Source organism: Aeromonas lacus (assembly GCF_000764665.1).
GTDB lineage: Bacteria > Pseudomonadota > Gammaproteobacteria > Enterobacterales > Aeromonadaceae > Aeromonas > Aeromonas lacus.
This window is the reverse complement of sequence record NZ_JRGM01000145.1, coordinates 86,903-111,655: the sequence shown is the minus strand read 5'-3', so window position 1 is coordinate 111,655 and position 24,753 is coordinate 86,903. Positions and strand designations below refer to the sequence as shown.

Genomic DNA, 24,753 nt, shown 5'->3' with positions numbered 1-24,753 from the left:
TCTTTCGGCGCCCACTTCATTAAGAAGCTGGCTCATCAGTTCGGCGTGTTCCGCCGTGCTGGTAGGGGCGCATTATAGGGAGCCGCGCCGCGATGACAATAGTTTTTTTGAAGAAAATCACGAAAATTTCAAATTATTCAATTAGAAACAGCTTATTCAGTGTATATATACAAGGTTATCCACAATCCAGCTGTTTCACTCCCCTTTTAGCGTCATTAATATCGCCGCCAGAGCCTTTGGGAGTGCCATACTGGAGCCGATAACCTCTTCCGAGTGGACCATGGTAGCGCCAATCAGGAAAGCTGGTTACCATGGAGGTGAATACAGTGTTGCACCTTTTTTGCTTTCATTTACAAAAGGTCTTTTAAGATGAATTTATCCAAGTTTCCCGTCTATATGCAGGCCGCAATCCTTGCTCTGGTATTGGCAGTGGTTGGCTACCTGGTTGCCCAGGCCCTGCAATTCTCTTTGAAAGCGGAAGTCATTTTTGCAGCAGGTCTGGCGATTGGCGGTTTTGTGGTACCGCTGCTCCTGAAAAAAAACCCGGCTAATGTAGCCGAAGCGATCGCCAATCAGGAGACTTGCACCTTATATGTAGGCAACCTGCCATATCGCGCCAACGAGATTGCCGTGCGCGAATTGTTTGCCGAACAGGGCCAGGTAATTTCCGTACGTCTGATGAAGGACAAGGCAACCGGCAAGCGCAGAGGATTTGGTTTCGTCGAAATGCCTGCTGCCGATGCCGCCAAAGCGATTACCGCATTGAATGACAAAGAGTATCAGCAGCGTACCCTCAAGGTACGCGAAGCGAACGACAAGCGAGACAAAGAGGAGAAGGAGGGTGGTGAAGTCGAGGCTTGATCCCTCGTCAGAACCCCACCTCTTCCAGTGATGACAGCCCCCATGCTTGCAAGGGGGCTGTCAGTTTTTGGGCCTCCCCATCCAGCCGGGTACAGTAAGCCCTGGCAATCACCTCTTCTATATGTACAGGCTGCACGGCGGCATGCCCGCCATTGTTCAGCAACCAGGCTACCCGTTTGGCAACGGCACTACCGGAATCAATTAACTGACATTGCGGCATCAGCTGCCCAATCTCTTCATTGAGTAGCGGGAAGTGGGTACAACCGAGCACCAGCGTATCCGGCTGCTCTTCCCCCTCCAGCCAGTCAGCCAGCACTTCACGCAGCAGCGCCATATTGACCGGCAGGCCCGCCAGCTTGTGCTCCGCTTCTATTACCAGCTCGGTGGTGCCCTTGAGCAACACCCGCTTGCCGGGAGCAAACTGGGCGATCAGTTCGTGGGTATAGTCGCGGCTGACGGTGCCCGGTGTAGCCAGCAGACCGATACAACCGTTGCGAGTCTGCGCGGCGGCGGGCTTGATGGCAGGCACCACCCCCACTACGGGAATATCAAGTGCCTCACGCAGAGCCGGCAACGCTATGGTACTGGCTGTGTTGCAGGCGATCACCACCAGATCGATCTGATGACGGGCCACCATGGTGGTAACCAGTCGGGAACAGGCTGCGATGAGAGCGGGCTCGCTCAATTCACCATAGGGGAAGTTGGCATTGTCGAAGCAGTAGAAATAGTTGTGTGCCGGCAGAACGCGACGGATCTCGCGGTAGATGGTCAGGCCACCCATACCGGAGTCAAACACGAGAATATTGGCCACTTGACCTCCCCCTTTGGTGCAAGGCGGCGATCATACTCCCGCCTACCGCCAATAGAAAAGGCCCTGCCAATGGCAGGGCCCCTGATTTTTCCGCTTGGCCGGATCCGGCTTAGAGTGAGTAATCCATTGTCACGTAGTAAGCGCGCTCATCGGCAGGATAACCCACCGCCGTCTGATAGTGCTTGTCCAGCAGGTTGTTGATCTTGCCCGATACCTTGAGTGCTGGCGTCACCTTGTAGCCGACGGCCAGATTCCAGAGGCTGTAACCACCCAGTTCGGTGGTGTTGGCCACATTGCCATAGCGCTCACCCTGATAGATCCAGCTCAGCGAGCCATCAAACTGTTGCCACTGCGCCTGCGTAATCCACTTGGCCCCTTTGCGGGAGATCAGCTGCAACTGCTTGTCAGTCACCTTGTCTTTGGGATCCTTGTACTCGGCAGAGACCCGATGGCTCAACCAGCCGGTGTCGAACTCCCCTTCCAGCTCGACCCCTTCAATGCGTGCCTTACCAACGTTTTGTGGTGATGACCCACCATTGCCATTAGGGGCCCACTGGATCATCTGCTCGAAGTCATTGCGATAACCTGTCATGCGCCACTCGACACCCGCAGTTTGACCGTCCAGCATCAGCTCGCTGCTCTTCGACTCTTCCGGTTCCAGGTTGGGATTACCTGGCATGGATTTACTGGGGTAGTAGAGATCATTGAATGTGGGGGCCCGGAAACCGGTGCCGTAACGGGCACTCAGGCGGTAATCCTCCACAAAGCGCCAGCCTGCGCCGGTCTGCCAGGTGTTGTGGCGGCCATACTGTTCATTGTCATCGCTACGGCCGCTCAACTCTGCCTGCCAGGTCTGGTTATCGAACTGGGCAAGGGCATAGACCCCGGTATTGTCCCGTTCCTTGGCCCCTGCCGGATAGGGAGAGCCAGAAGATCGCGAGCGATCGTCCAGCATATCGCGCTGCCAGTCAGCCCCGCCGCCGAGCGTCCACAGCTCGTTCAGCTTGAGGCTGTTGACCCAGTTCAAGGTGTATTGACGGGTATAGCCACGATCATTGGCCTGATCGCGGCCACTGTTGTCCTGATAGTCGTAGGCATCCTGTCTGGAGAAGGCGCCACGCAGTTCGCTCAGATAGCGCTCGTTGTGATAGCGGGAACCCAGCTGATAGCTCTGGTTTTCAGTCCAGGTCTCGTTGCGCTGATGGGTGGCTGGACCCCAGGCTGAGGCAGTGGAAGAGCGATCGTACTGGGCCACATTGCGGAACCAGCGGGTCGTACCGAACAGATCCCAGTTGCTGCCGAGCGCCTGCTGATAATCGAGCATGGCGTTGTAACCACGATGCCCGTGACGGTCGCCATCGTTGATGCCGGGCAAGGGGTGTACGTTGTAACCCTCTTCATCATCAAAACCGCCAGCCACCTTGAGCTGACCCGCCTCGCCCACCTGACCGGTGCTGCTGAAAGAGGCTTGGCGTTGTTGATGAGAACCGGCCCCTACATTGAACTTGTGCTGGCTCGCCCCCTTGTCGGGACGGGTAATGATGTTGATCACCCCGCCGATGGCATCGGAACCGTAAATGGTAGCGCGCGGGCCACGAATGTATTCGATGCGTTCCACCTGATTGAGCGGCAGGTTGTTCAGTTCGGTCATCCCTGCGGTCAAAGAGGCACTGCGCACCCCGTCCACCAGCACCAGTGTCTGGGCAGAGGTGCCGCCACGCACCCGCAACGTGCTCATCTGGCCACGGCCGCCATTGCTGACCACTTCCACACCGGGCAGGGTCTTGACCACATCGGTCACGGTCTGGGCTTGCAGACGATCGATCTCGTCCCGGGTCACCACATTGACCGGGGCCAGAACGCTGGAGGCAGGTTGGGCGACGCGGGTAGCGGTCACCACCATGGTGGGATTAACGGGAATGGTCAGCTGCTGGGCAAACGCCGCCGTCGGCAACAGGGCAGCCGCCAGAAATTTCTTCGACATGAGAGATCCTTAAGTTCGCGTAAGTATCTACTTCGTGGCCGGTTTCTCTCGGCCCGAAATACGAACTCTGGCAGGTCTTCGGGCTCGGGGGCTGATAGCCTACGGCGACGGCTTCCCGCCTGACGGCAGTGCCCTGATGTCGCTTCGTTCCCCCTTACCGCTGCGCGCCAGCTCCGGATTCTCACCGGATTCCCTATTAAGCATGATGCGCCAAAGCGGGAGGATTATAGGCAGAGCAAAGCTGGATGTATAGCCATCCAGATTTCTATTTATTGCCAGCCAGCGCCGCCAGCCGCTGCTGGGCCCCCTCCATCACCGCCTGCACCCCGGGATGGGAGAGATGGCGCCCTGCCGAGACCAGATAATAAGAGAGGGTGACGTCGGCCAGGGTCGCAATTCGCTCCACCCCGTAGAGACGGCCAATCTCGTCGGCCATCGCCAGCGGCGCCGGAAAAATCCCCATCCCCGCCTTGCCGAACGACTTCATCAGGGTGGAGTCATCAAACTGCCCCACCAGATGGGGATGAATACCCTGCTGGCGATACCACTCCAGCAGCCGATCGTGAGTGGCCGACTTCTCTCCGGGAATAAGCAGCGGCAACCCCTCTAGCGAGGCGGGAAAGCCATCCCGTGCCCGAGCCGCCAGCTCGGGGCTGGCAAACAGCGCCAGCGGGCTGCGTCCCAGTTCGTGGTTATAGCCGCGCACACCGCTGTCGGGAGGAAGCGGGCGATCGATCAGCACCATGTCAAGCTTGTGGCGGGCCAGCTCGCTGAACAGCTGCTCGGCCCGCTCCTCGTGACACACCAGCCGCAGCGGCGTCGCCAGCGCCATGGCGGGGGCCAGCAGCTCGAACGCCAGAGTACGGGGCACCGAATCGGCGATCCCCACCTGCATGGTCAGCTCTTGGCTTGCATGGCGCAGGGTGTGCTCCAGCTCGGCGCCGAGCGAGAAAATCGCCCCCGCCTGCTCCTGCGCCTGCCGTCCGGCGGCGGTCAGCACCAGACGCCGACCCACCCGGTTGAACAACGCCACCCCGAGGGACTGCTCCAGCTCGGCCACCTGACCACTGATGGTCTGCGGCGTAAGGTGCAACTGTTCAGCGGCCTGCGTCACGCTGCCACTGCGTGCCACGTGCCAGAAGTAGTAGAGCTGTTTGTAGTTGAGCATGCCGTTCCCTATCAGTTTTTACCGAACAACCATCAGCGAGAATCTGATTTTATCGAACCATCGCGGGCTCTAGCATGCAACCATTATCTGAACTGCCCTGCGAACCATCATGCTGGACGTCGTTGTTCTCTTCTTTCTGTTTGGTCTGCTGGCCGGTCTGATGCGCTCCGAGCTCAAACTGCCGCCCGCTCTCTACGACACCCTCTCCCTCTTTTTGCTACTGGCCATCGGCCTCAAGGGCGGCGTCGGTCTGGCCCAGCAACCCTTGTTGCCCCTGCTGCCACAGCTGGCGCTGGTGATCCTGCTCGGCGTGGTGCAAACCCTGATCGGCTTTGCCGTGCTGCGCCTCAAGATGAACCGGGTCGATGCCGCCGCCACCGCTGCCCACTACGGCTCGGTCAGCGTCGCCACCTTTGCGGTCGGGGTGAACTGGCTCACCGAACGGGGCATCAGCTTTGAATCCCAGCTCTCCATCTTCCTCGCGGTGATGGAGATCCCGGCCATTCTGGTGGGCATAGTGCTGGCCCGTGGCATCAGCCGCGAGACCCGCTGGCGCATGCTGGCCCACGAGACTTTTCTCGGCAAAGGGGTAACCCTGCTGCTGGGCGGCATGGCCATCGGCTATCTGGCCGGGCCGGACGGGATTGCCCCGCTCAAACCGCTGTTTGTTGACCTGTTCAAGGGAGCGCTGGCGCTGTTCCTGCTGGAGATGGGCCTCATCGTCGCCCGCCAGTGTCAGGATCTGCGCCGCCACGGCCTGTTCCTGCTCGGCTTTGCGCTGTTGATGCCACTCGCCTCGGCTGGATTGGGGCTGGTGGTTGGCCAGATCATCGGGCTCTCCCTCGGCGGCCTGACCCTGCTGGCGACTCTGGCGGCCAGCGCCTCCTATATTGCCGTACCAGCCACCATGCGCATCGCCGTGCCTCAGGCCAACCCGGGGTTCTCCCTTAGCGCCGTGCTGGGGGTCACCTTCCCGTTCAACATCATGCTGGGGATCCCGCTCTACCACAGCTGGGCCCGCCACTTTACGGAGTAGCCACATGCAGACCGAGACCCGCACCCTGCTGACCGTCATCACGGAAGCCAATCTGGAGCCCACCCTGCTGCGCACTCTCACCCGCGAGGGGCTGCGCGGCTACACCATCACAGATGCTCGCGGCCGGGGAGATCATGGCGAACGCAACGCCAGCTGGAGCGAGAGCGGCAACATCCGGCTGGAGGCGATCTGCAGCCGGGAGCAGGCGGAGCGGCTGCTGGCCCACCTGCAGAGTCGCTACTACCCCGACTACGCCATGATCGCCTTTCTGCAACCGGTCGAAATCGTGCGACCCGAGAAATTCTGAGCCGGCTTGCCGGCTCTTTTTGTTCACCGAAAGCAAACGTTTCACCTCAAGGATTTAGAAAAAATGAACACCCCTCCCCTGATCGGCCTGGTAATGGGCTCCGACTCCGACTGGCCCGTGCTGCAGGCCGCCGCCCGTATCCTCAAGGAGCATGGCGTGCCCTACGAGGCGCGCGTAGTCTCGGCCCATCGCACCCCGGATCTGCTGTTCGAGTATGCCGCCACTGCCCGCGATCGCGGTCTGCGCGCCATCATCGCCGGAGCAGGTGGTGCCGCCCACCTGCCGGGCATGGTCGCCGCCAAGACCACATTGCCGGTACTGGGTGTGCCTATCCCTTCCCGCCATCTCAAGGGGATGGACTCCCTGCTCTCCATCGTACAGATGCCTAAAGGCGTGCCGGTCGCCACCTTCGCTATCGGTGAGGCGGGGGCGGCCAACGCCGCCCTGTTCGCGGTCTCCCTGCTCTCGGTCGCCCGGGATGACGACGCCCCCCGCTACCGGCAGCAGCTCGACGATTTTCGCACCCACGAGCGCGACCGGGTGCTGGCGCTGCAGCTGGAGGAGCCGACATGACAGTGCCACCCGCCACCCTCGGCATGCTGGGAGGCGGTCAGCTTGGCCGCTACTTCGTGATGGCTGCCCACCGCCTCGGCTACAAGGTGGTGGTGCTGGATCCCGACCCGGCCAGCATCGCCGGTGCCGCCGCCGATCACCATATTGTCGCCCCCTATGACGACCAGACCGCCCTGCACGATCTGGCCAGCTGCTGCGCCGCCATCAGCTGCGAGTTCGAGAACGTGCCCGCCGCCACCCTAGCGCTGCTGGAAAAGCATAAACCGGTGCGGCCAGCCGCCAGTGCGGTGCGCATCTGTCAGGATCGCCGCGAGGAAAAAGCCTTTCTGCGCGGAGTCGACGTCCCGGTCGCCCCCTATCTGGCGCTGCTGCCGGAAGAGCCCATCCCCGCACAGGCCAGCGAACTCTTGCCCGCCATCCTCAAGACGGCCCGCGAGGGGTATGACGGCAAGGGGCAGTGGCAAGTGAACAATCTGGATGAGCTGGCGAGCGCGCTGACTGCCAGCGGCGTACCTTGCGTACTGGAAAAACGGCTGGCGCTGGAGGGGGAGTTTGCCCTGACCCTTGCCCGCAGTCCGAGTGGCGCCATCAGCGCCCTGCCGCTGGTGCAGAACTGGCACAGCGGCGGCATTCTCGATCAGACCCGCTCCCCGGCCAACATGCCTGCGCTGGAGCGCGAAGCCAAGGGGATCGCCGAGCGGCTGATCGCCGCACTCGATTATGTCGGGGTGCTGACGGTGGAGTTCTTTCTGGTGGAGGGACGACTGCTAGTCAACGAGCTGGCGCCCCGCCCCCACAACTCGGGCCACTCCAGCCTCGACAACGCCGCATGTAGCCAGTTCGAGTTGCAGGTACGGGCCCTGTGCGATCTGCCGCTGCCGGAACAGAAAGCCGTGCGACCCGCCCTGTTAATCAACCTGCTGGGGGATCTCTGGCAGAACGGCACGCCCGACTGGGGCGCCCTGCTGGCACTGTCCGGCCTGCATCTGCACCTCTACGGCAAGGGCGACCCCCGCCCCGGCCGCAAGATGGGCCACATCACCATCACGGGTAACGACTGGCCAACAGTGGAGGAGATCTGCCGCAAGGCTCGCCAGCTGCTGGGGCTAGCGCCACGCTGATCGATCATCGGAAATGCAAAGACCCGGGCATGGCCCGGGTCTCTGTTTTTGCTTGCTGTGGCAGGGAGGCTTAATCAGGCCCGCTCCACCGATACCGGCGCCGGCAGGCGGATGGTGAGGGAGAGCACCAGCGCCACCACCAGCAACACCAGGATCAGGTGGAAGGTCGCCATAAAGCCGCCAAACAGGGAGGCCACGATGGAGCCGATGATGCTGCCCAGACCAAAGCCCAGGTAGATGACGCCGTAGTTCTTGGTCAGGTTGTTGAGACCGAAGAAGTCGCTCACCAGCGAGGGGTAGACGGTGATGGTGCCACCGAAGCTGAACGCCACACAGGCGACCGCCACGAAGAACAGGTTGGCATTGAGCGGCACGAACAGCAGCAGCGCCATGCCCGCCAGGGTAATCAGCTGGGCGATGGTGATAACCCGGATGCGGGACATCTTGTCGGAGAGGATACCCAGTACCAGACGGCCACCCAGGTTGGCCATGGCGATGATGGCGACGGCATTGGCGGCAACTACAGCAGGCAGACCCACCATCTTCTCGCCGATATCCTTGGCCACGCCGATAACGTAGAGGCCACTCATGCAGGCGGTGAGGAACATCAGCGCCAGCATCCAGTACTGCGGCTTGCGCATCGCCTCGGCCAGAGTGAAGTCACGGCTCTCGCTCTGCTGCACGGAAGCGGCCTGCTTGGGCGCATCCTTCATCAGCATGCCGCCCACCAGCACCATGGACATGGCGATCAACCCCCACAGCTGGAAGGTGGTCTCAAGGCCGGAGCTGGAGAGCAGCAGCAGGTTGATGTATTTGAAACCGAGACTGCCGAGACCATAGGCACCGATGGAGCAGGCGGAGATGAGCCCCTTGCGCTCCGGGAACCACTTCACGCAGTTGGAGAGGGTCATCAGGTAGCCGGTACCGTCGGCAAAGCCGACCAGAATGCCCGCGCAGAGGTAGAGCATCGCCAGATTGCTGGCATGGGCGGTGAGGAAGAAGCCGATGCCGAGCAACACACCGGCGCCCAGGGTCACGTTGCGTACCCCGAATCGCTCCTGCAGCTTGCCCGCCATGGAGGAGGCGACCGCCAGCGACAGGCTGAGCAGGCCGAAGGCGAAAGCGACCTGACTCACCGGCTCGTCCAGCTTGTCGGAGAGCTGGGCGTTGAACAGGCTCCAGGTATAGACAGAACCCAGTGCAAACTGGGTGATGATGGTACCGATCAGTGTCAGGTACCGGGTGCGATTCATCTCTTTGGTCATGATGCGTCTCGGTCGATGGCCTTAAGGAAATTGAGGCCACTATAGGCAAGACGCAGCTCGCGCCGATCGATTAAGGCATGAAATGCAGATCGGCGGGAATGAATGACAATCAGAGCCGCATCAGCTGACGGAACGCCTTGATGTTGCTGCGACTGACCGGCACCTCGAACGGCAGATCATGGAGCCGGATGAGATAGGTGCTGTTAAACCAGGGGACGATTTCGCGGATTTTGTTGATGTTGACGCAGTAGGAGCGGTGACAACGGAAGAACCCCTCGGCAGGCAGCCGGCTGACAAACTCGCTGATGGTCATGGTCATCACGTAGCGGTCATCGCGGGTGTAGACATAGGTAAGCTTCTCGTCTGCTTCCGCGTAGTAGATCTGCTCGCAGGGGGTGACGATGATGCGCTCCCCCTTCACCAGATTGACGGTGCGATTTTGCGCTGCCCCCGGCTCGCTCCCCTGCCCCGCCTGCGACTTGCCCGCCTGCTCCAGCTTTTGCAGCAGGCTGATGAGGCGCGGCTCGTTGTAGGGTTTGAGGATGTAATCGAATGCCTCCAGCTCGAACGCCTCCACCGCAAACTCCTTGTAGGCGGTGACGAAGACGATGTGGGGCGGATGGCTCGACTTGTGCAGGTTCTTGGCCAGCAACAGGCCATCGATGGAGGGGATCTGGATATCCAGAAACACCACGTCCACCTCGTGATCCTGCAGGTATTTGAACGCCTCCAGCCCATCCTCAAAGCTCGCCACTATCTCGATCTGGCTGTGCTGATTCACCAGATAGATCAACTCCTCGCGGGCCAGATACTCGTCTTCCACAATGATCGCTTTCAGCATGACAACACCTCTCGCGGCACACACTTATCCTCAACCATGATGGCACTCAGCATGGCATCGACTCCTGATCCGGCAGATAGAAACTCACTTCGGTACCCGGTTCCAGCCGTTTGAGGTGCAGGCCGTCGCCATAGAGCAGCTTGACCCGCTGATGCACGTTCATCAGGCCGATGCTGCGGCTCTCCACCCGCCCGGCGGCCACCCCGTCGATCACCTCCTGACTGATGCCGTAACCGGTGTCCCGCACCGCCACCCGGATGCCACCTGCCAGCTGTTTCACCTCGATGGTGACCCGACCCGGCGCACTGCGGGGCTGGATGCCGTGCAGGATGGCGTTTTCCACCAGCGGCTGCAACAGCAGGCTCGGTACCTCGATATGCACGTCATCCACATCGAACACCACCTCCAGCTTGTCGCCAAAGCGGGCCTGCTCGATGGCCACGTAGTCGCGCACCTGCTGCAACTCCTCCTTGATGTCGATGAGGGTGTCACCCTTGTTGAGGTTGTAGCGCAGGTAATCCGCCAGATTGGCAATGAGCTGGCGCGCCTGCTGGGGGCGGATGCGGATCAGCGACGAGATGGCGTTGAGGGCATTGAACAGGAAGTGCGGATTGATCTTGCTCTGCAGGGCGGTGAACTCCGCCTTGCGGGTCATCTCTTTCAACTGCTCGATGCGCGACACCTCCATCTGGGTGGAGATGAGCTGGGAGAGGCCGACCGCCATCTCCCGCAGCGAACTGGTGATGCTGTGGGTACGGCGGTAGTAGATCTTGAGGGTGCCGCTGACGGCGCCATTCTCCCGCAGCGGAATAATGATGACCGAGTGGAAGTCGGCCAGATGGTACTGGCGCAGATCGTTGTTGATGATGATCTGGTCGAGCAGCACCGCCTGCTGGGTCATGCCGCTAATGGCGTGGTGCTCCTCCAGCTCGTAGTAATCCTTGCCCACCCCGACATAGGCCAGCACGTCACGGGTGTCGGTAATGGCCACGGCATCGGCACTGATCTCGCTGCGAATGATGGCGCAGACCTGGCTCAGGGAGTGGCGATCGATGTTCTGGAAGAAGGGCAGCGTCTTGTTGGCGATATCGAGCGCCAGCTTGGCCTGCTTGGCGGCAATCAGCTCCTTCTCGTCATCCAGATCCTGCACCAGCTTGATGATGAGACCGATGCAGAGCGCCCCGGCAATCATCGGGTAAGCGATATGGCTGACGATCTCGACGCCCACCTCGTGCGGCTCGGTCAGCAGCCAGATCAGCAACATGGTGAGCCCTTCACAGAGCATTCCCGCCAGAATGCCGTAGAGCCAGAGCCGCGACTTGCGGCAGCGCAGGTGCAGCCAGGTGGCGAGCAGGCCGGCGATGATGCTGGCGATGAGGCACGGGATAGAGGTGTGGCCATCCATGTCAATGAGATAGCGGTGCAGGCCGGAGATGACCCCGGCCGGAATGCCGACCCAGGGGCCAAACAGAATGCCGCCGGAGATAATGGCGATGATCCGCACGTTGACCAGCGCCCCCTCCACCGGAATGCCGGTGTAGGTACTGAACACCGCAAACAGACAGAAGATGGTGGCAACCAGCACCCGCTCCGCCGGGGTGTGATCCTGTTTCTGGAACAGCCGCTGGAACGGCCGGGTGCGGGTCAGGAAGAAGAGGGTCATCAGCATCAGCGCCGCCCGTTCGAACACCGCCAACAACATCATCTGATTTTCAAGCATCCAGACCCCCTCGTTGTCACTCGTTCAATCCGCAATCATCACCAAAAACCGGGGCCGGATAAACCAGCCCCAGCGACATCAACAATATTGGCCAGCTACCCAGCCGGAGGACCAGGCCCACTGGAAGTTGTAGCCACCGAGCCAGCCGGTCACATCCACCACCTCGCCGATGAAGTAGAGACCCGGCACCTTGCGCGCTTCCATGGTCTTGGAGGAGAGCTCGTTGGTATCGACGCCACCCAGGGTCACTTCGGCGGTGCGATACCCCTCGGTGCCGTTGGGCAGGATCTGCCAGTCACCCAGCAGGTTGGCGATCGCCTCAAGTTCCCGCTCGTTGTACTGGCGCATCGGCTTGCTGACCAGCTGACCCAACTCCACCAGCTTGTCGACGAAGCGCTTGGGCAGCTCGCGCCCCAGCACGGTTTTCAGCTCCTGCGCCGGATGCGCCGACGCCCATTCGCGCAGGGCAGCCGGAATATCCAGCTCCGGCAGCAGGTTGATATGGATCTTCTCGCCGGCGTGCCAGTAGGAGGAGATCTGCAGGATGACGGGGCCGGAGAGGCCGCGATGGGTGAACAGCATCGCCTCCTTGAAGCGGGTGCCATCCTCGGCGGTCACCGCGACCGGCAGGCTGATGCCCGCCAGATCGGCAAAGGCCTCTTTCTCCGCCTGATGGAGGGTGAAGGGCACCAGACCGGCGCGGGTCGGAATGACCTTGAGGCCAAACTGCTCCGCCAGCTTGAAGCCGTAGGGAGTCGCCCCCAGCTTGGGCATGGAGAGGCCGCCGGTGGCGATGACCAGCGAGTGACAACCGATCTCCCCCTTGCTGGTCGTCAGCACGAAGCCCTCGTCCTGCTTGCTGACGGTGAGGATCTCGGTCTGAAACTGCAGGGTCACCCCGGCCCAGTCACACTCGGTAAGCAGCGCATCGACGATCTCCTTGGCGCTCTCGAGACAGAACAGCTGCCCCAGAGTGCGCTCGTGATAGTTGACCCCGTGGCGATCCACCAGATCGATGAAGTCCTGCTGGGTGTAGCGAGCCAGCGCCGACTTGCTGAAGTGGGGATTCTCCGACAGGTAGGCGTGAGCGCCAGCCTGATGGTTGGTGAAGTTGCAGCGACCACCGCCACTGATGAGGATCTTGCGGCCCGGTTTCTTGGCATTGTCGAGCACCAGCACCGAGCGGCCCCGATAGCCCGCCTGCGCCGCACACATCAATCCGGCCGCACCGGCCCCGATCACCACCACATCGACCTGCTTCATCATCACTCACTTATCAAAATAGAAACGGCACTTGGCCAGAACCGTGATTGCCTCTGGCGGAACAGAACGTTGGTTTCGCATCAGAATAAACAACGGCCCTTAAAAGGGCCGTTATTGTACTGGCTGAACACTAAGTGTCCACGACTATCAGGCGTTGCTGTCCATGATGCTGGCAGGGGCACCCTTGGCCAGTTCGGCCAGCTCTTTGTCGATGAAGTAGAGGCCTTTGCCATCTTCACCCACCAGACCCAGACGGTCGACGATGCTCTTGAACAGCTTCTCCTCTTCATGCTGCTCGGCCACATACCACTGCAGGAAGTTGAAGGTGGAGTAGTCCTGAGTGGTGAAGGCTACGTGAGCCAGACCATTGATGCACTTGGTGATGTGGTACTCGTGCTCCAGGGTGGTGCGGAATACGTCGCCCAGCGACTTGAACTCGTGGGGAGGGGCATCGATGGCACCCAGTTTTGGCATGGCGCCGGTCTCGCTCACATAGGTGAACAGACGCTCCATATGCTGGCGCTCCTCGACCGCATGCTGGCGCAGGAAGGTCGCCGCCCCTTCAAAGCCCTTGTCTTCGCACCAGGCGCTCATCTGCAGATAGAGATTGGAGGAGTAGAACTCCAGGTTAATCTGCTCGTTCAACTTCTCGATCATGGCTTGGGCCAGCATCTTGTTTCTCCTCAGTGATTTGGTATCGATTGTCGCCACACTCCCGCCATGAATCAACCCGCCAACGAGAGGGAGATCCCGTTTCTTTCAGCTCAGGGGGTCAGCTCGCCAAGGGAGGCGACATCCACCGGGGCACCGTAATCGACGCCCGGCAGCGCAAAACCGTTGAGCAGCATGAAATCCTGGCGCAGCCCGGCAAAGTCCCCCAGAGCGTGGAAATTGTCCGGCGTCACCTTGGGCCAGAGCGCCGAAACGGCGGCCTGAATGGCCGGGTCGAGCTCGTGGTCATCCATCCGGATCAACCTGTTGCCATCGGCCACCACCCCATTGGGCCCATACATCTTGGCGGCAAACAGTCGCTGCATCTGCTCGATGCAGCCCTCATGGACACCGCGCTCCTTCATCACCCCCATCAGCAGCCCCAGATAGACCGGCAGCACAGGAATATAGGCGCTAGCCTTGGTCACCAGCGCCTTGCAGACCGATACCCAGGCGTGGCCGCCAATCTCGGCCAGCTGCAGGTTGATGGTCTCGGCGGTGGCGTGCAGATGCTCCTTGGCATAACCGATGGTGCCATCGCGATAGAGGGGATAGGTGGATTCGGGGCCGATATAGGAGTAAGCAACAGTTTGCGCGCCCGGCGCGAGACAATCCGCCTGCTGCAACGCCTGCATCCAGAGCTGCCAATCCTCGCCCCCCATCACGGTGACAGTATCGCGGATCTCCTCCGGGGTGGCGGGCGCCAGCGACTGCTGCACCAGAGTATCGCGCTCCAGATCCAGCCCCCAGCCGCTGAACGGCTGGCCTGTAGTCTTGAGCACAGAGCGCACCTGCGTGCCATCGGGCAGCACCCGGATGCCGCTCGCCAGCGAGTAGATCACCAGATCCACCTGCCCCAGCTGCTGACGAATGGTGTCGATGGCCTGCTGGCGCATGGCATCGGAGAAGGCATCACCGATCAGGTTGATGGCGGTACGCCCCTCCTGCTCTGCCTCCTTGCGAAACCAGATGTTGTTGTACCAACCGGCGCTACCCAATCCCTTGTCGGAGGGGCCCCGCTCGAACGAGATGCCAATGGTGTCGGCACCGGCACCGAAGGCGAGCGCAATACGTGACGCCAGCCCGAAACCGGAGGAGGCCCCCAGCACCAGCACCCGCTTGGGCCCGTTGAACGGGCCAGCCGCCTTGATGCGTTCGATCTGCTGCTGCACGGCGGCGCGGCAGCCGATGGGGTGACAGTTGCGGGCTACACAGCCCTGGATCTGCGGATGAATGATCATGAGAAGGCCTCCAAAGAAACTGGCTACAGCATAACCAACTCGCGGGAGATTAACTTGATACCGGATCGCTATCAGCAAGAAAAGCAGCGGGGAATGAGGCAGAAAAACAAAAGGGAGCACGTGGCTCCCCAAAGCGGTATTCAGATGCTTTTTGTTGTTTTGTGTTCATTGCGAAGCACGGGCCCATCCTATGCCTCTCCCCCCTGATCGGCAAGCCGAGGGGTGTGACCGGCTTCAAACTCTTGTTTAATTTACAGGCAAATAATGGTTAATAACTGAGTGGCTGACCCTGTGCCACAGGAAATTAAACTCATTTAAATCCCAAAACTGTGCCTGAGACACCATTTTAGTTTCAGCAGAGATTGGTATAGTGGGCTGAAGGATCGGTAAGGAGAACCCCCATGAGTGGAACAACCTATTACAAGCATATTCTGGCCGCGATCGACCTCTCTGAAGATAACCGCAAGGTGATCGACAAGGCGGTGGACAGAGCCCGTTCCAACGGCGCCAAGCTGTCGGTTATCCATGTCGATGTGGACCTCAAGGATCTCTACACCGAAATGATCGATATCGACATCGACAACGTGCAGGATCAGGTGATCGCCGAAGCGAAAGAGAAGCTGGAGTCCTTCCTCGCCTCGGTGGACTACCCCATCGAGAAGAAGCTGGTGATCTGCGGCGATCTGAGCGAGCGGGTCAATCAGGCGGTCAAGGAGTACGAGATCGACCTGCTGGTGTGCGGCCATCGCCAGAGCTTCTGGAGCCTGCTCACCTCGAGTGCGCGCCAACTGATGAATACCGTGCCCTGCGATCTGCTGGTCGTCCCCTTGCAGAAGTAATGAAACCGGCGTAGTTTGATTTGCTATGAACATGACCGCATTCAATCACAACTACTGGTGGTGCTGCTCCTAAACAGGCGGCACCGCGTTTCTATTGTAGATTTCCCAAAGAAAACACCGTGACCGCCGAGAGGCGGTCAACTGTTTTTATCCCTTTGTCGCCTCCCGGCTCACCCAACTGGAGAGAGTGACATGCACAACCCCGTAATCCTGACTGGCGATCGTCCCACCGGTAAACTGCACATCGGCCACTATGTCGGTTCCCTGCGCCAGCGCGTCGAAGCCCAGCACCACTACCGTCAATTCGTGATGATCGCCGATCTGCAGGCGCTGACCGACAACGGCCACAACCCGGCCAAGGTGACCGACAACGTGCTGGAGGTAATGGCCGACTATCTGGCGGTCGGCCTCGACCCGGCCAAGACCACCTTCTGTCTGCAGAGCGCCCTGCCCGCCCTCGCCGAGCTCACCTGCTACTACCTCAATCTGGTCAGCGTCGCCCGGCTGGAGCGCAACCCCACCGTCAAGGCGGAGATCCAGCAAAAAGGGTTCGAACGCACGCTGCCGGCCGGTTTTCTGGTTTATCCGGTGAGTCAGGCCGCCGACATCACTGCCTTTCGCGCCAGCCATGTGCCGGTTGGGGAAGATCAGCTGCCGATGCTGGAGCAGACCAACGAGATCGTTCGCCGCTTCAACTCACTGGTGGGCAAAGAGGTGCTGACCGAGTGCCAGCCGATCCTGAGCGACACCGGCCGCCTGCCCGGCATCGACGGCAAGGCCAAGATGTCCAAATCCCTCGGCAACACCATCGAGCTCGGCATGTCGGCGGAAGAGGTCAAGCAGGCGGTGTTCGCCATGTATACCGACCCCAACCACCTCAAGGTGAGCGATCCGGGTCAGGTGGAGGGGAATACGGTGTTCGCCTATCTCGATGCCTTCCACCCCGACAAGGAGCTGGTCGCCGAGATGAAGGCTCACTACCGGCGCGGCGGACTGGGGGACATGCGCTGCAAACAGGTGCTCAACGACTGCCTGCAGACCCTGCTCGCACCGATGCGGGAGCGCCGTGAGGCCGCCATCGCTGACAAGGAGAAGCTGCTGGATCTGCTCTATCGGGGCACCGAGCAGGCCCGCATCATCACCGACGAGGTCTTGGCTGAGGTGAAAAGCGCCATGGGGCTCGACTACTTCGCCAGCATCCGCTGAGTCGGCGTACCGAGCGCATCGGCGCCGTAGAGGTCATACACCAACTGGTGCAGCAGGCTCTTGAACCAGCTGATCGCCTCGTCATGGGCGGTCAGCGGGTGGCCCGCCATCAGATAGACGATGGGGATCTCCGGGTCCAGCTGATGCATCCGCAGCGGGTAGTAGCGGCAGAAGTGGCGCCCGATCATCTCGGGCACCACCACCAGATAGCGGCCGGTCGCCATCAGCGGCGGCACTGCCATAAAGCTCGGCAATCTGACCCCCAGCTCCCGCTCCACCCCGAAGCGGGCCAGCCAGAGCTCCACCATCGCCTGACTGTGGCCCCAGCTGGAGGTGTGGATATGGGGGCGGCTGACCAGCTCGACCGGAGTCAACAGGTCGGGCAGCTCGCTGCCAAGGGGCGACAGGCAGACCAGCGGATTGCTGAACCACTCCTCGCGCCAGAGACGGGGCGAGAGGTGGTTGGCACCGGCAAAACCGATCACCAAATCCAGCTCTCCCTTCTCCAGCTCCCGCTCGTAGTCGCTGTCGGCCAGTTCGCACACCTCCAGCCGGCAGTGGGGCGCAGCGCGGAACAAACGATCCACCAGCAGCGGCACCAGCCCGTGCTCTACCGAACCCGGTGTGGCAATACGGAAAATCCGCCGCGCGCTGGCAGGTTCGAATCCCTTGGCCTGACGCAACCCCTGCTCCAGCATCGCCAGCGCCTGCCGGACCGGCCCAGCCAACGCCTTGGCGCGCTCGGTCGGCATCATCTCCCGTCGGCTCATCACGAAGAGAGGGTCATCCAGCGCGATCCGCAGTCGACCCAGCGCATGGCTGACGGTGGATTGGGAGAGATGCAGCCGCTCGGCAGCGCGAGTGACGTTGCGCTCCTGCATCAGCATGTCGAATACCGCCAGCAAGTTGAGGTCGAGGCGGGAGAGAGAGCTATCCATCGATATTAGCCATAGTTGAATGCCGACAATTCATTTTTACCATAGTAACAGATTGCCTAGAATGCGCAGGCTTAATACATCGGAGATTAAAATGCGTAGCTATCTGTTATTGCTGGCCATCGGCCTGCTGTGGGGTTCCCAGTTCATTTTCATGCACCAGGCCGTTGCCGAGCTGCCCCCCATTCTGGTGGCTGCGGGTCGTGCCCTGTGCGGCAGCCTGACCCTGGGTCTGCTCTGCCTGTTCATGCGCCTCAAGAGTGAACACACCCCGTGGCGTACCTACATGCTGATCGCCCTGCTGGATGCCACCATCCCCTTTATCATGGTCGCCTGGGGCCAGCAGTACGTGGATAGCGCCATCGCGGCCGTGGTCATGGGTTGTATCCCGTTTGTGACCATTCTGGCTGCACCGCTGTTTATTTCTGGTGAAAGAATCACCAAAACCGGTTTGCTTTCCGTGATCATCGGCTTTGCCGGTGTGCTCACCCTGTTCTGGCCAAAACTCTCCCAAGGCATGAACGCCGGTCTGCTCGGTGCCATGGCCATCCTGCTGGGCGCCAGCTGCTTCGCCATCGGTCTGCTGATGATCAAGCGCTTCGCCAAGGATCACCCTGTAGTCGTTGCCCGCAACATCCTGATCTCCTCGGCAATCCAGTTGCTGCTGGTCGCACCCTTCATGGTTGACCTGAGCAGCCTGACCCTGCCGAGCAGCCAGGCCCTGAGCGCGATTACCGTGCTGGGTACCCTCTGTACCGGTCTGGTCTACTTCCTCTACATGGCGCTGATCCAGAAGGCCGGCCCGACGTTCGCCTCCTTCAGCAACTATCTGGTGCCGCTGTTCGGCGTGATGCTGGGCGCCCTGTTCCTCGGCGAACAGATCCACCCCACCACCGGCGTGGCACTGGCTCTGATCCTCGGCTCGGTCGCCATGAATCAGTGGGCCCAGCAGCGTCGTGTACAACGTGAGGCAACCCTATGTCAGGCATCTTGACCACCCTGTGCGGCGGCCTGGTCCTGATTGCCGGCTGGCAATATCGCCAGCGACTGGCGGGCATGCTGGGGCTGTTGATGGTACTGCTGCCCTGGTTCTTCGATAGCAAGCTGCAAGCCATGCTGAGCTATGCCCTGAGTGCCTGAATAGCTTTTCTGAGTGTGTGAAGAGAGTTCATCTCTCCTGTTTTTTGGGACTGTTTTAAAAAACCTCCGATTTGTCCCCCGCTACCGGCGCTCTGCGCCGGTTTTTTTATGCCTGCCAGCCGGCGTCAGAGCAGATAGCGATAGCTGAGCCGCTCGTTCTTGCGCGGCCCGGTGATTTGCCAGCTCAGCAAAAAACCGCCGTCGATCTCGGTCAGCTCGGCGCTGTAGTGATCCGCCCCGCACAGATGAGGCTCGGCGGTCAGCCAGCGGCCATCCCCCTGCGGCAGCAGCTCGAACAGTTTGACCGGCGCCTCATAACGCAGGTGAGAAAGGCGGATCCCCCGCTCGCTACGTTGCCACCAGAAACGGTTGTGCATGGTGAGCACCCGGCCATGGGGCGTGGTGTAGCGGCCCTGCTCGCTAAACAGCCAGCCCCCCTGATGATCGGTCACCTGCACACGCCCCTCGCCCCGACCATTCCAGTCGGTCGCCGATCCCTCGCCATTGCTGGCGGTGAAGCCAAATGCTCCGACCTGTGGCAATCGTGCCCATAAACGCTGGATTGCCGCTTCCATCTCGGCCATCATAGCCCCCTCAAAAATTGACAACTGATGACAAATCAACCACATGAACTACTTGATAGGGGTCACCCTGCTCTGGTCATTCTCCTTCAGCCTGATCGGGGTCTACCTCGCCGGTCAGGTGGATGCCTACTTTTCGGTGCTGACCCGCATCGCTCTCGCCACCCTCGTCTTTCTGCCCTTCCTGCGCCGCCGCTGGCTACGCCCGGCTCTGGCAGGCAAGCTGATGGCTCTCGGTGCCATCCAGCTCGGCATCATGTATCTCTTCTACTACCACTCCTTCCTGCTGCTGACGGTACCGGAAGTGCTGGTCTTTACCATCTTCACCCCCATCTACGTCACCCTGCTCCACGACCTGCTTGAACGGCGCTTCAACCTCGCCTATCTGTGGGGAGCCCTGCTGGCCGTCGCCGGCGCAGCCGTGATCCGCTTTGACGGGTTGACCGAGAGCTATGCGCTGGGCTTTCTGGTGGTGCAGGGAGCCAACCTCTGCTTTGCCATGGGTCAGGTGGGCTACAAGGTACTGCTGGCGAGGGAGGCGGAGCAACCGCCACAGCTGGCGATTTTCGGTTGCTTCTATCTGGGGGCGCTGGTGATCGCCCTGCCCGCCTGGTGGTTGCTGGGCAAACCCCAGTACCCGAACAGCGGGCTGCAGTGGGGCATTCTGCTCTGGCTGGGGGTGGGCGCTTCGGGGCTGGGCTACTTCCTGTGGAACAAGGGGGCAACGCTGGTCAGTAGCGGGGTGCTGGCCATCATGAACAATGCGCTCATTCCGGCCGGCTTGCTGGTCAATCTGCTGATCTGGGGCAAGGATACCGATTTGACCAGACTGGCCATCGGCGGCGTGCTGATGCTGGCATCCCTCAAGGTGTGCCAGCATCGCAAGGTCACTTCATCCTGAGTGATAGCTAGCCGACGACGGCGTTGCGCTCCCGTCTGGCCTGACCATGGCAGGTGGCCAGCCGGGCCAGCAGATGGTCAAGCTGCTCGCCGGACTGGCTCTGTACCAGTCCGATGCTGACGGTCACCGGCCGCTGTGGCAGCAGGCTGGCGTCGGCAATCTCGAGGCGCAGCCGCTCGGCAATCTCCAGCCCCTTCATCCGCTCGGTGCGGGAGAGCATCAGAATAAAGCCATCCTCATCCCTGCGGGCGAAGGGATCTTCGCGGCGCAGCTCGTGGCGCACGATGCGCGCCAGCTTGGCCAGCATGGCGTCACAGGCAACCTCGCCAAAGAGCTGGCGGATCTTGGCCATGTGATCGACGGAGAACTGCAGCAGACTGAAACTCCCCCCCTCGGCCAACAACCTCTCCTCCAGCAGTTGCTCGAAGCGGCTGCGACTCTCCAGCCCAGTCAGCGGATCGGTGCCGTGCCGCTCTTCCACCAGCACGACGGCGGGATCGAGATGGCGCACCACGCCAAGCAGATGGCCCCGCTCGTCACGGCGGATCCTCTCTTCCAGCCGGATGTAATGGCCGTGGTGGTGAAGAATGCGATATTCGAGGCGCAGACCGCTGCTGCGGCCGCTCTGGCAGGCGCTCAGGGCATCTGCCAGCCGGGCAACGTCGTCGGGATGCACCCGCTCCAGCCAGCCGAGATCATCCGGCCAGCTTTCGCCAAGCCCCAGCAGGCGCAGGCAGGAGGGATCGCGGCGCAGTCCCTGTTGCGGGGACCAGGTCCAGATCCCGGCCTCCAGCAGCGCCATGGCATCGAACAGCAGACCCGGATCAAGCCGGGCGGTGACATCCACCAAAGGTGTCTTGAGCATTTCCATGGGGCACCTCGAAACCGAATCTGAAGAGCTGATTCATAAGTAACATTGGCCATGGCGGCGAGCAACAGGGTCAGCTCGCTTTTCCGTGATAACCCTCCATCAGGGTTTGCCAGTTGTCCGGTACGAAGTGGAAGCTGGTGTGCAGTTGGGACTCCTTGTTGAAGGAACGCAATAGCCGCTCCAGATTGCCCTTCTGCCACTCGCCGGGGGAGCGGATCGCCCCCTTGTCGAAGTCGATCACCCACACCTTCTCATCCTGATCGAGCAGCAGGTTGTGGCTGTTGAGATCGGCGTGGTAGACCCCGGCATCGTGCAGCTGGCGTACCGTCTGGCCAATCTTGTACCACACCTCGCTGGCAACCGGCCCCTGCTTGAGCAGGGCGACCATGTCCTTGGCACCGCGAATACGCTCGATCAGGATGTCGGCGCGATAAAATGGGCCCTGTTTGGCCATCCGTGCACCAAACGGACGCGGCACCGGCAACCCCAGCTCGCACAACTTGGCCAGCAGGGTGTATTCCGCCATGGCGCGGCTCGATTCGACCCCTTCGAACCAGAAGCGATCCCGCACCACCTTGCCCACCATGCCGCCGCGATAGTAGTGGCGCAGCACCAGATGGCGGGACTCATCCTTGACGAACCAGGTCACGCCGCGGCCAATGGAGGTTCCCACCACCTGACGGTTGTTCTGCCACCAGGCCGGTTCGAATAACTGGGAAGTGGGGTCACGAAAGGCCCCTTCGGCGAACCAGCAAACCTGGTTGTGTTCGGTCTGTATCAGCATCATGGAGATCCCGCTCGGTGGGTCGTTGATCGCCCCTGTTTATGGGCGATGAGGCTGCGACTGTGGCATGCCCGCAACATGTGCCAGCCATGGCGGCTATTCGGGTGGCAAAGCCCGGCTGACGATTGCGCGCAATTTTACAATCCACAGGGGAGTTTGCATAATGCCATCCACCCTTTTTGCCAGCCGTGCGCCACATCATGCCGCTATTTCAAACGCCTCCCTCCTCCATCTGCATTCTGCGGCTCTCCGCCATCGGCGACTGCTGCCACGCACTGGCACTGGTACGGGTCATCCAGCGGGAGTGGCCGCAAACCCGCATCACCTGGATCACCGGCAAAATCGAGGCAACCCTGTTTGCCGATCTGCCCGGCGTCGAGGTGATCCCCTTCGACAAGAGCAAGGGGTGGCGCGGCTATCGCGACCTGTGGCAGACCCTCAATGGACGTCAGTTTGATGCCCTGCTGCATCTGCAGGCGGCCATGCGCGCCAGCATCGCCACCCTCGGCATCAAGGCCAAGGTCAAACTCGGGTTTGATCGGGAGCGAGCCAACGACGGCCAGTGGCTGTTCACCAACCATCGGGTACCCTCGCCCGCCTCTCCCCACGTGCTGGACGGTTTCCTCGCCTTTGCCAAAGAGCTCGGCATCAAGGATCTGACGCCGGATTGGCAGCTGCCCATCAGCGCCGAACATCAGGCTTGGGCAAAGGAGAAGATTGGCGGCAAACCGACCCTGCTGATCTGCGCCGCCGCCAGCAAGGCATTCAAGAACTGGACGGCCGCCGGCTATGCCGCGCTGGCGGATCACGCCGCCAACGAGGGTTTTCAGGTCTACCTCTGTGGCGGGCCAGCCAAACTGGAGCGGGATCTGGCCGCCGACATCCAGCAACTCAGCCAGAGCAAACCGGTCGATCTGGTTGGCCAGACCAACCTCAAGCAGCTGTTGGCGCTGATTGGTGAGGCGAGTCTGGTGCTGGCCCCCGACACCGGCCCAACCCATATGGCCACCATTGTCGGCACACCGGTGATCGGCCTCTATGCCCACCACAATCCGGCCCGCACCGGCCCCTATCTCTGCCGGGATTATGTTGTCAGCGTCTATCAGACCCTGATCGAGCAAGAGACCGGCAAGCCGCTGGCCGAACTCGGCTGGCGCACCCGTCTCAAGGATCCCGATGCCATGAGCAAAATCACCAGCGAGCAGGTGATCGCCGCCTTCGATCGCCTCTGCGCCGATCGCCACCTGCCTGACTGAAAGCAGCTCGGAAATCCCGAGCAGTGAGGCAGGGATAACCTGATGGCCCCATGCCGGAGCGACAGGCAGAATAACGACCGATGTGGGTTACGCTCCCGCAACAAGCTACGAACACTTTGATCGGCCGGAATATGATTCCGGCCGTTTTTTTATTCGCCACCTTCTGTTAAAATTCGCCGCCTTTACATCCCCCTGATCCAAGAATTTATCCGCATCATGCGTTTGGCTGTCTCCCTTTCGGGCACAAGACGGCGGCCTCTGCTACAACCAAAATGCGGGTTCCGATTAAAGGTAATAACATGGCGCAACAAGGCACTCTCTATATCATCTCCTCCCCGAGCGGCGCAGGTAAATCCAGTCTGCTCAACGCCTTGCTGACCAACCACAATCAAGCTGGCAAGATGCAGCTGTCGGTCTCCCACACCACGCGCGCCACTCGTCCCGGCGAAGAGCACGGTGTCCACTACCACTTCGTCAAGGTGGAAGAGTTCAAGGAGCTGATCGAGCGCGGCGATTTTCTGGAGTGGGCCGAGGTATTCGGCAACTACTACGGCACCTCCCGCGCCGCCATCGAAGCCTGTCTGGCGCAGGGAATTGACGTATTCCTCGACATCGACTGGCAGGGCGCACGCCAGATCCGCGAACTGATGCCGACCAAGTCCATCTTCATCCTGCCTCCCAGCCGTGAAGAGCTGGAACGCCGTCTGATTGGCCGCGGTCAGGACAGCGCAGAAGTGATCGCCGGCCGGATGGCGAAAGCCATTGCCGAAATGGTGCACTACGACGAATATGACTACGTGATTATCAATGAAGAGTTCGAGCAGGCACTGTTCCAGCTCAGAGCCATTATTGAGTGCCAACGGCTGGAGATGCGTCATCAACAGCAGGCACAACAAAACTTGCTGCAACAGTTACTGGCAGAATAAGCCAAAAACGAGTAAACTTTTGCGTCATTTTTAAACACCGCTTTTCTAAACACAGAAAGCCCACATAACTGGAGTCCTGCATGGCACGCGTTACTGTAGAAGATGCTGTAAAACAGGTTGGTAACCGTTTTGACCTGGTGCTGGTCGCCGCACGCCGCGCCCGTCAAATCGCGGTTCAAGGCAAAGATCCGCTGGTTGAAGAAGAGAACGACAAGCCGACCGTGATCGCCCTGCGTGAGATCGAACTGGGTCTGGTAAACAACCAGGTAATGGACACCCAGGACCGTTACGAGCAGCAAGAACAGGAAGCCGCCGAGCTGGCTGCCGTTGCTGCCATCGCCGAAGGCCGCGGTTAAGTCACTCTTTCCCCATAGTCGGCACCCGCCCGGGTGCCGACTGTTCATCCCCATTT

General features: G+C 60.7%; 26 protein-coding genes and 1 riboswitch. Of the genes, 13 read left to right on the top strand and 13 right to left on the bottom strand.

Translation table 11 applies throughout. From position 1 onward, the window contains the following. The first annotated feature begins 369 nt into the window (after positions 1–369). Positions 370–861: an RNA recognition motif domain-containing protein gene (locus LG31_RS0115300; protein ID WP_033115300.1), complete on the top strand. Its 492-nt coding sequence runs from the start codon at positions 370–372 to the stop codon at positions 859–861. A 7-nt stretch (positions 862–868) separates the two neighbouring features. Here the strand turns inward: LG31_RS0115300 and murI are convergent, their stop codons facing one another. The 3 genes from murI to LG31_RS0115285 form a co-directional block, all read right to left on the bottom strand. After that, the gene (gene murI / locus LG31_RS0115295; protein WP_033115299.1) at positions 869–1,672 is read right to left on the bottom strand and encodes a glutamate racemase; all 804 of its coding nucleotides are present in this window, start codon (positions 1,670–1,672) and stop codon (positions 869–871) included. A gap of 109 nt (positions 1,673–1,781) precedes the next feature. Next, on the bottom strand, positions 1,782–3,656 hold the full coding sequence (locus LG31_RS0115290; protein ID WP_033115298.1) for a TonB-dependent receptor domain-containing protein: 1,875 nt from the start codon (positions 3,654–3,656) through the stop codon (positions 1,782–1,784). 52 nt (positions 3,657–3,708) lie between these two features. Continuing rightward, positions 3,709–3,886: riboswitch (cobalamin riboswitch) on the bottom strand. Positions 3,887–3,921: 35 nt separating this feature from the next. Further along, positions 3,922–4,824 carry a LysR family transcriptional regulator gene (locus LG31_RS0115285; RefSeq protein WP_033115297.1) on the bottom strand — a complete coding sequence of 301 codons (903 nt, stop codon included), beginning with the start codon at positions 4,822–4,824 and terminating at the stop codon, positions 3,922–3,924. Positions 4,825–4,933: 109 nt separating this feature from the next. Here LG31_RS0115285 and LG31_RS0115280 point away from each other — a divergent pair, with 109 nt between their 5' ends. From LG31_RS0115280 to LG31_RS0115265, 4 genes are all read left to right on the top strand, one after another. Further along, positions 4,934–5,860: a sodium-dependent bicarbonate transport family permease gene (locus LG31_RS0115280; protein ID WP_033115296.1), complete on the top strand. Its 927-nt coding sequence runs from the start codon at positions 4,934–4,936 to the stop codon at positions 5,858–5,860. Between the two features lie 4 nt (positions 5,861–5,864). Then, positions 5,865–6,167, top strand: coding sequence for a P-II family nitrogen regulator (locus LG31_RS0115275; RefSeq protein WP_005321666.1), 303 nt, complete (start codon positions 5,865–5,867; stop codon positions 6,165–6,167). A 63-nt stretch (positions 6,168–6,230) separates the two neighbouring features. Further along, complete coding sequence (gene purE, locus LG31_RS0115270) at positions 6,231–6,740, top strand: 5-(carboxyamino)imidazole ribonucleotide mutase (RefSeq protein ID WP_033115295.1); 510 nt, start codon at positions 6,231–6,233, stop codon at positions 6,738–6,740. Beyond that, positions 6,737–7,861: a 5-(carboxyamino)imidazole ribonucleotide synthase gene (locus LG31_RS0115265; RefSeq protein ID WP_033115294.1), complete on the top strand. Its 1,125-nt coding sequence runs from the start codon at positions 6,737–6,739 to the stop codon at positions 7,859–7,861. Before purE ends, LG31_RS0115265 begins: the two co-directional genes overlap by 4 nt. 74 nt (positions 7,862–7,935) lie before the next feature. Here LG31_RS0115265 and LG31_RS0115260 read toward each other — a convergent pair whose 3' ends face one another. From LG31_RS0115260 to fabV, 6 genes are all read right to left on the bottom strand, one after another. After that, entirely contained in the window at positions 7,936–9,126 is a 1,191-nt protein-coding gene (locus tag LG31_RS0115260; protein WP_033115293.1) for an L-lactate MFS transporter, read from the bottom strand. 109 nt (positions 9,127–9,235) lie between these two features. Next, entirely contained in the window at positions 9,236–9,967 is a 732-nt protein-coding gene (locus tag LG31_RS0115255; RefSeq protein ID WP_033115292.1) for a LytR/AlgR family response regulator transcription factor, read from the bottom strand. Positions 9,968–10,013: 46 nt separating this feature from the next. Continuing rightward, a complete protein-coding gene (locus tag LG31_RS0115250; RefSeq protein WP_033115291.1) occupies positions 10,014–11,687 on the bottom strand; it encodes a sensor histidine kinase in 1,674 nt (557 codons plus the stop codon). Between the two features lie 78 nt (positions 11,688–11,765). After that, entirely contained in the window at positions 11,766–12,950 is a 1,185-nt protein-coding gene (locus tag LG31_RS0115245) for a BaiN/RdsA family NAD(P)/FAD-dependent oxidoreductase (protein WP_084059648.1), read from the bottom strand. 147 nt (positions 12,951–13,097) lie between these two features. After that, positions 13,098–13,622, bottom strand: coding sequence for a non-heme ferritin (ftnA, locus tag LG31_RS0115240; RefSeq protein WP_005339225.1), 525 nt, complete (start codon positions 13,620–13,622; stop codon positions 13,098–13,100). A gap of 92 nt (positions 13,623–13,714) precedes the next feature. Then, positions 13,715–14,902, bottom strand: a complete 1,188-nt coding sequence (fabV, locus tag LG31_RS0115235) for an enoyl-ACP reductase FabV (RefSeq protein WP_033115289.1) — start codon at positions 14,900–14,902, stop codon at positions 13,715–13,717. Between the two features lie 401 nt (positions 14,903–15,303). Between fabV and LG31_RS0115225 the strand changes: the two genes are divergently transcribed. Together LG31_RS0115225 and trpS are read left to right on the top strand one after the other, a co-directional pair. After that, positions 15,304–15,741, top strand: coding sequence for a universal stress protein (locus LG31_RS0115225; RefSeq protein WP_033115287.1), 438 nt, complete (start codon positions 15,304–15,306; stop codon positions 15,739–15,741). A gap of 192 nt (positions 15,742–15,933) precedes the next feature. Continuing rightward, positions 15,934–16,947: a tryptophan--tRNA ligase gene (trpS, locus tag LG31_RS0115220; protein WP_033115286.1), complete on the top strand. Its 1,014-nt coding sequence runs from the start codon at positions 15,934–15,936 to the stop codon at positions 16,945–16,947. Here the strand turns inward: trpS and LG31_RS0115215 are convergent. Beyond that, positions 16,926–17,885 carry a LysR family transcriptional regulator gene (locus LG31_RS0115215; RefSeq protein WP_033115285.1) on the bottom strand — a complete coding sequence of 320 codons (960 nt, stop codon included), beginning with the start codon at positions 17,883–17,885 and terminating at the stop codon, positions 16,926–16,928. The genes trpS and LG31_RS0115215 overlap by 22 nt on opposite strands. Positions 17,886–17,976: 91 nt before the next feature. Between LG31_RS0115215 and LG31_RS0115210 the strand changes: the two genes are divergently transcribed. Together LG31_RS0115210 and LG31_RS21450 are read left to right on the top strand one after the other, a co-directional pair. Beyond that, positions 17,977–18,876, top strand: a complete 900-nt coding sequence (locus tag LG31_RS0115210; RefSeq protein ID WP_033115284.1) for a DMT family transporter — start codon at positions 17,977–17,979, stop codon at positions 18,874–18,876. After that, positions 18,861–19,022 (top strand): hypothetical protein, encoded by a 162-nt coding sequence (locus tag LG31_RS21450; RefSeq protein ID WP_104016764.1) that lies wholly within the window; start codon positions 18,861–18,863, stop codon positions 19,020–19,022. Before LG31_RS0115210 ends, LG31_RS21450 begins: the two co-directional genes overlap by 16 nt. 125 nt (positions 19,023–19,147) lie before the next feature. On the opposite strand, the gene LG31_RS0115205 is transcribed toward LG31_RS21450, so the two are convergent. Further along, the gene (locus tag LG31_RS0115205) at positions 19,148–19,606 is read right to left on the bottom strand and encodes a DUF6314 family protein (protein WP_033115307.1); all 459 of its coding nucleotides are present in this window, start codon (positions 19,604–19,606) and stop codon (positions 19,148–19,150) included. A 43-nt stretch (positions 19,607–19,649) separates the two neighbouring features. On the opposite strand from LG31_RS0115205, the gene LG31_RS0115200 reads away from it, so the two are divergent. Next, entirely contained in the window at positions 19,650–20,504 is an 855-nt protein-coding gene (locus tag LG31_RS0115200) for a carboxylate/amino acid/amine transporter (protein WP_033115283.1), read from the top strand. A gap of 7 nt (positions 20,505–20,511) precedes the next feature. Here the strand turns inward: LG31_RS0115200 and LG31_RS0115195 are convergent, their stop codons facing one another. Both LG31_RS0115195 and LG31_RS0115190 read right to left on the bottom strand, forming a co-directional pair. Next, positions 20,512–21,375: a GGDEF domain-containing protein gene (locus LG31_RS0115195; RefSeq protein ID WP_033115282.1), complete on the bottom strand. Its 864-nt coding sequence runs from the start codon at positions 21,373–21,375 to the stop codon at positions 20,512–20,514. A gap of 70 nt (positions 21,376–21,445) precedes the next feature. Next, positions 21,446–22,159 carry a 3-deoxy-D-manno-octulosonic acid kinase gene (locus tag LG31_RS0115190; RefSeq protein ID WP_033115306.1) on the bottom strand — a complete coding sequence of 238 codons (714 nt, stop codon included), beginning with the start codon at positions 22,157–22,159 and terminating at the stop codon, positions 21,446–21,448. Between the two features lie 200 nt (positions 22,160–22,359). On the opposite strand from LG31_RS0115190, the gene LG31_RS0115185 reads away from it, so the two are divergent. From LG31_RS0115185 to rpoZ, 3 genes are all read left to right on the top strand, one after another. Next, on the top strand, positions 22,360–23,415 hold the full coding sequence (locus tag LG31_RS0115185; protein WP_033115305.1) for a glycosyltransferase family 9 protein: 1,056 nt from the start codon (positions 22,360–22,362) through the stop codon (positions 23,413–23,415). 299 nt (positions 23,416–23,714) lie between these two features. Continuing rightward, positions 23,715–24,341: a guanylate kinase gene (gmk, locus tag LG31_RS0115180; RefSeq protein ID WP_033115281.1), complete on the top strand. Its 627-nt coding sequence runs from the start codon at positions 23,715–23,717 to the stop codon at positions 24,339–24,341. An 80-nt stretch (positions 24,342–24,421) separates the two neighbouring features. Then, a complete protein-coding gene (gene rpoZ, locus LG31_RS0115175) occupies positions 24,422–24,697 on the top strand; it encodes a DNA-directed RNA polymerase subunit omega (RefSeq protein WP_026456240.1) in 276 nt (91 codons plus the stop codon). Positions 24,698–24,753: the final 56 nt, after the last annotated feature.

Excerpts from the sequence above, each read along its gene's own strand:
- LG31_RS0115300 (WP_033115300.1), top strand. The coding sequence starts at position 370 with ATGAATTTATCCAAGTTTCCCGTCTATATGCAGGCCGCAATCCTTGCT.
- LG31_RS0115290 (WP_033115298.1), bottom strand. The coding sequence starts at position 3,656 with ATGTCGAAGAAATTTCTGGCGGCTGCCCTGTTGCCGACGGCGGCGTTT.
- LG31_RS0115285 (WP_033115297.1), bottom strand. The coding sequence starts at position 4,824 with ATGCTCAACTACAAACAGCTCTACTACTTCTGGCACGTGGCACGCAGT.
- LG31_RS0115280 (WP_033115296.1), top strand. The coding sequence starts at position 4,934 with ATGCTGGACGTCGTTGTTCTCTTCTTTCTGTTTGGTCTGCTGGCCGGT.
- LG31_RS0115275 (WP_005321666.1), top strand. The coding sequence starts at position 5,865 with ATGCAGACCGAGACCCGCACCCTGCTGACCGTCATCACGGAAGCCAAT.
- purE (WP_033115295.1), top strand. The coding sequence starts at position 6,231 with ATGAACACCCCTCCCCTGATCGGCCTGGTAATGGGCTCCGACTCCGAC.
- LG31_RS0115265 (WP_033115294.1), top strand. The coding sequence starts at position 6,737 with ATGACAGTGCCACCCGCCACCCTCGGCATGCTGGGAGGCGGTCAGCTT.
- LG31_RS0115260 (WP_033115293.1), bottom strand. The coding sequence starts at position 9,126 with ATGACCAAAGAGATGAATCGCACCCGGTACCTGACACTGATCGGTACC.
- LG31_RS0115255 (WP_033115292.1), bottom strand. The coding sequence starts at position 9,967 with ATGCTGAAAGCGATCATTGTGGAAGACGAGTATCTGGCCCGCGAGGAG.
- LG31_RS0115250 (WP_033115291.1), bottom strand. The coding sequence starts at position 11,687 with ATGCTTGAAAATCAGATGATGTTGTTGGCGGTGTTCGAACGGGCGGCG.
- LG31_RS0115245 (WP_084059648.1), bottom strand. The coding sequence starts at position 12,950 with ATGAAGCAGGTCGATGTGGTGGTGATCGGGGCCGGTGCGGCCGGATTG.
- ftnA (WP_005339225.1), bottom strand. The coding sequence starts at position 13,622 with ATGCTGGCCCAAGCCATGATCGAGAAGTTGAACGAGCAGATTAACCTG.
- fabV (WP_033115289.1), bottom strand. The coding sequence starts at position 14,902 with ATGATCATTCATCCGCAGATCCAGGGCTGTGTAGCCCGCAACTGTCAC.
- LG31_RS0115225 (WP_033115287.1), top strand. The coding sequence starts at position 15,304 with ATGAGTGGAACAACCTATTACAAGCATATTCTGGCCGCGATCGACCTC.
- trpS (WP_033115286.1), top strand. The coding sequence starts at position 15,934 with ATGCACAACCCCGTAATCCTGACTGGCGATCGTCCCACCGGTAAACTG.
- LG31_RS0115215 (WP_033115285.1), bottom strand. The coding sequence starts at position 17,885 with ATGGATAGCTCTCTCTCCCGCCTCGACCTCAACTTGCTGGCGGTATTC.
- LG31_RS0115210 (WP_033115284.1), top strand. The coding sequence starts at position 17,977 with ATGCGTAGCTATCTGTTATTGCTGGCCATCGGCCTGCTGTGGGGTTCC.
- LG31_RS21450 (WP_104016764.1), top strand. The coding sequence starts at position 18,861 with ATGTCAGGCATCTTGACCACCCTGTGCGGCGGCCTGGTCCTGATTGCC.
- LG31_RS0115205 (WP_033115307.1), bottom strand. The coding sequence starts at position 19,606 with ATGGCCGAGATGGAAGCGGCAATCCAGCGTTTATGGGCACGATTGCCA.
- LG31_RS0115200 (WP_033115283.1), top strand. The coding sequence starts at position 19,650 with ATGAACTACTTGATAGGGGTCACCCTGCTCTGGTCATTCTCCTTCAGC.
- LG31_RS0115195 (WP_033115282.1), bottom strand. The coding sequence starts at position 21,375 with ATGGAAATGCTCAAGACACCTTTGGTGGATGTCACCGCCCGGCTTGAT.
- LG31_RS0115190 (WP_033115306.1), bottom strand. The coding sequence starts at position 22,159 with ATGCTGATACAGACCGAACACAACCAGGTTTGCTGGTTCGCCGAAGGG.
- LG31_RS0115185 (WP_033115305.1), top strand. The coding sequence starts at position 22,360 with ATGCCGCTATTTCAAACGCCTCCCTCCTCCATCTGCATTCTGCGGCTC.
- gmk (WP_033115281.1), top strand. The coding sequence starts at position 23,715 with ATGGCGCAACAAGGCACTCTCTATATCATCTCCTCCCCGAGCGGCGCA.
- rpoZ (WP_026456240.1), top strand. The coding sequence starts at position 24,422 with ATGGCACGCGTTACTGTAGAAGATGCTGTAAAACAGGTTGGTAACCGT.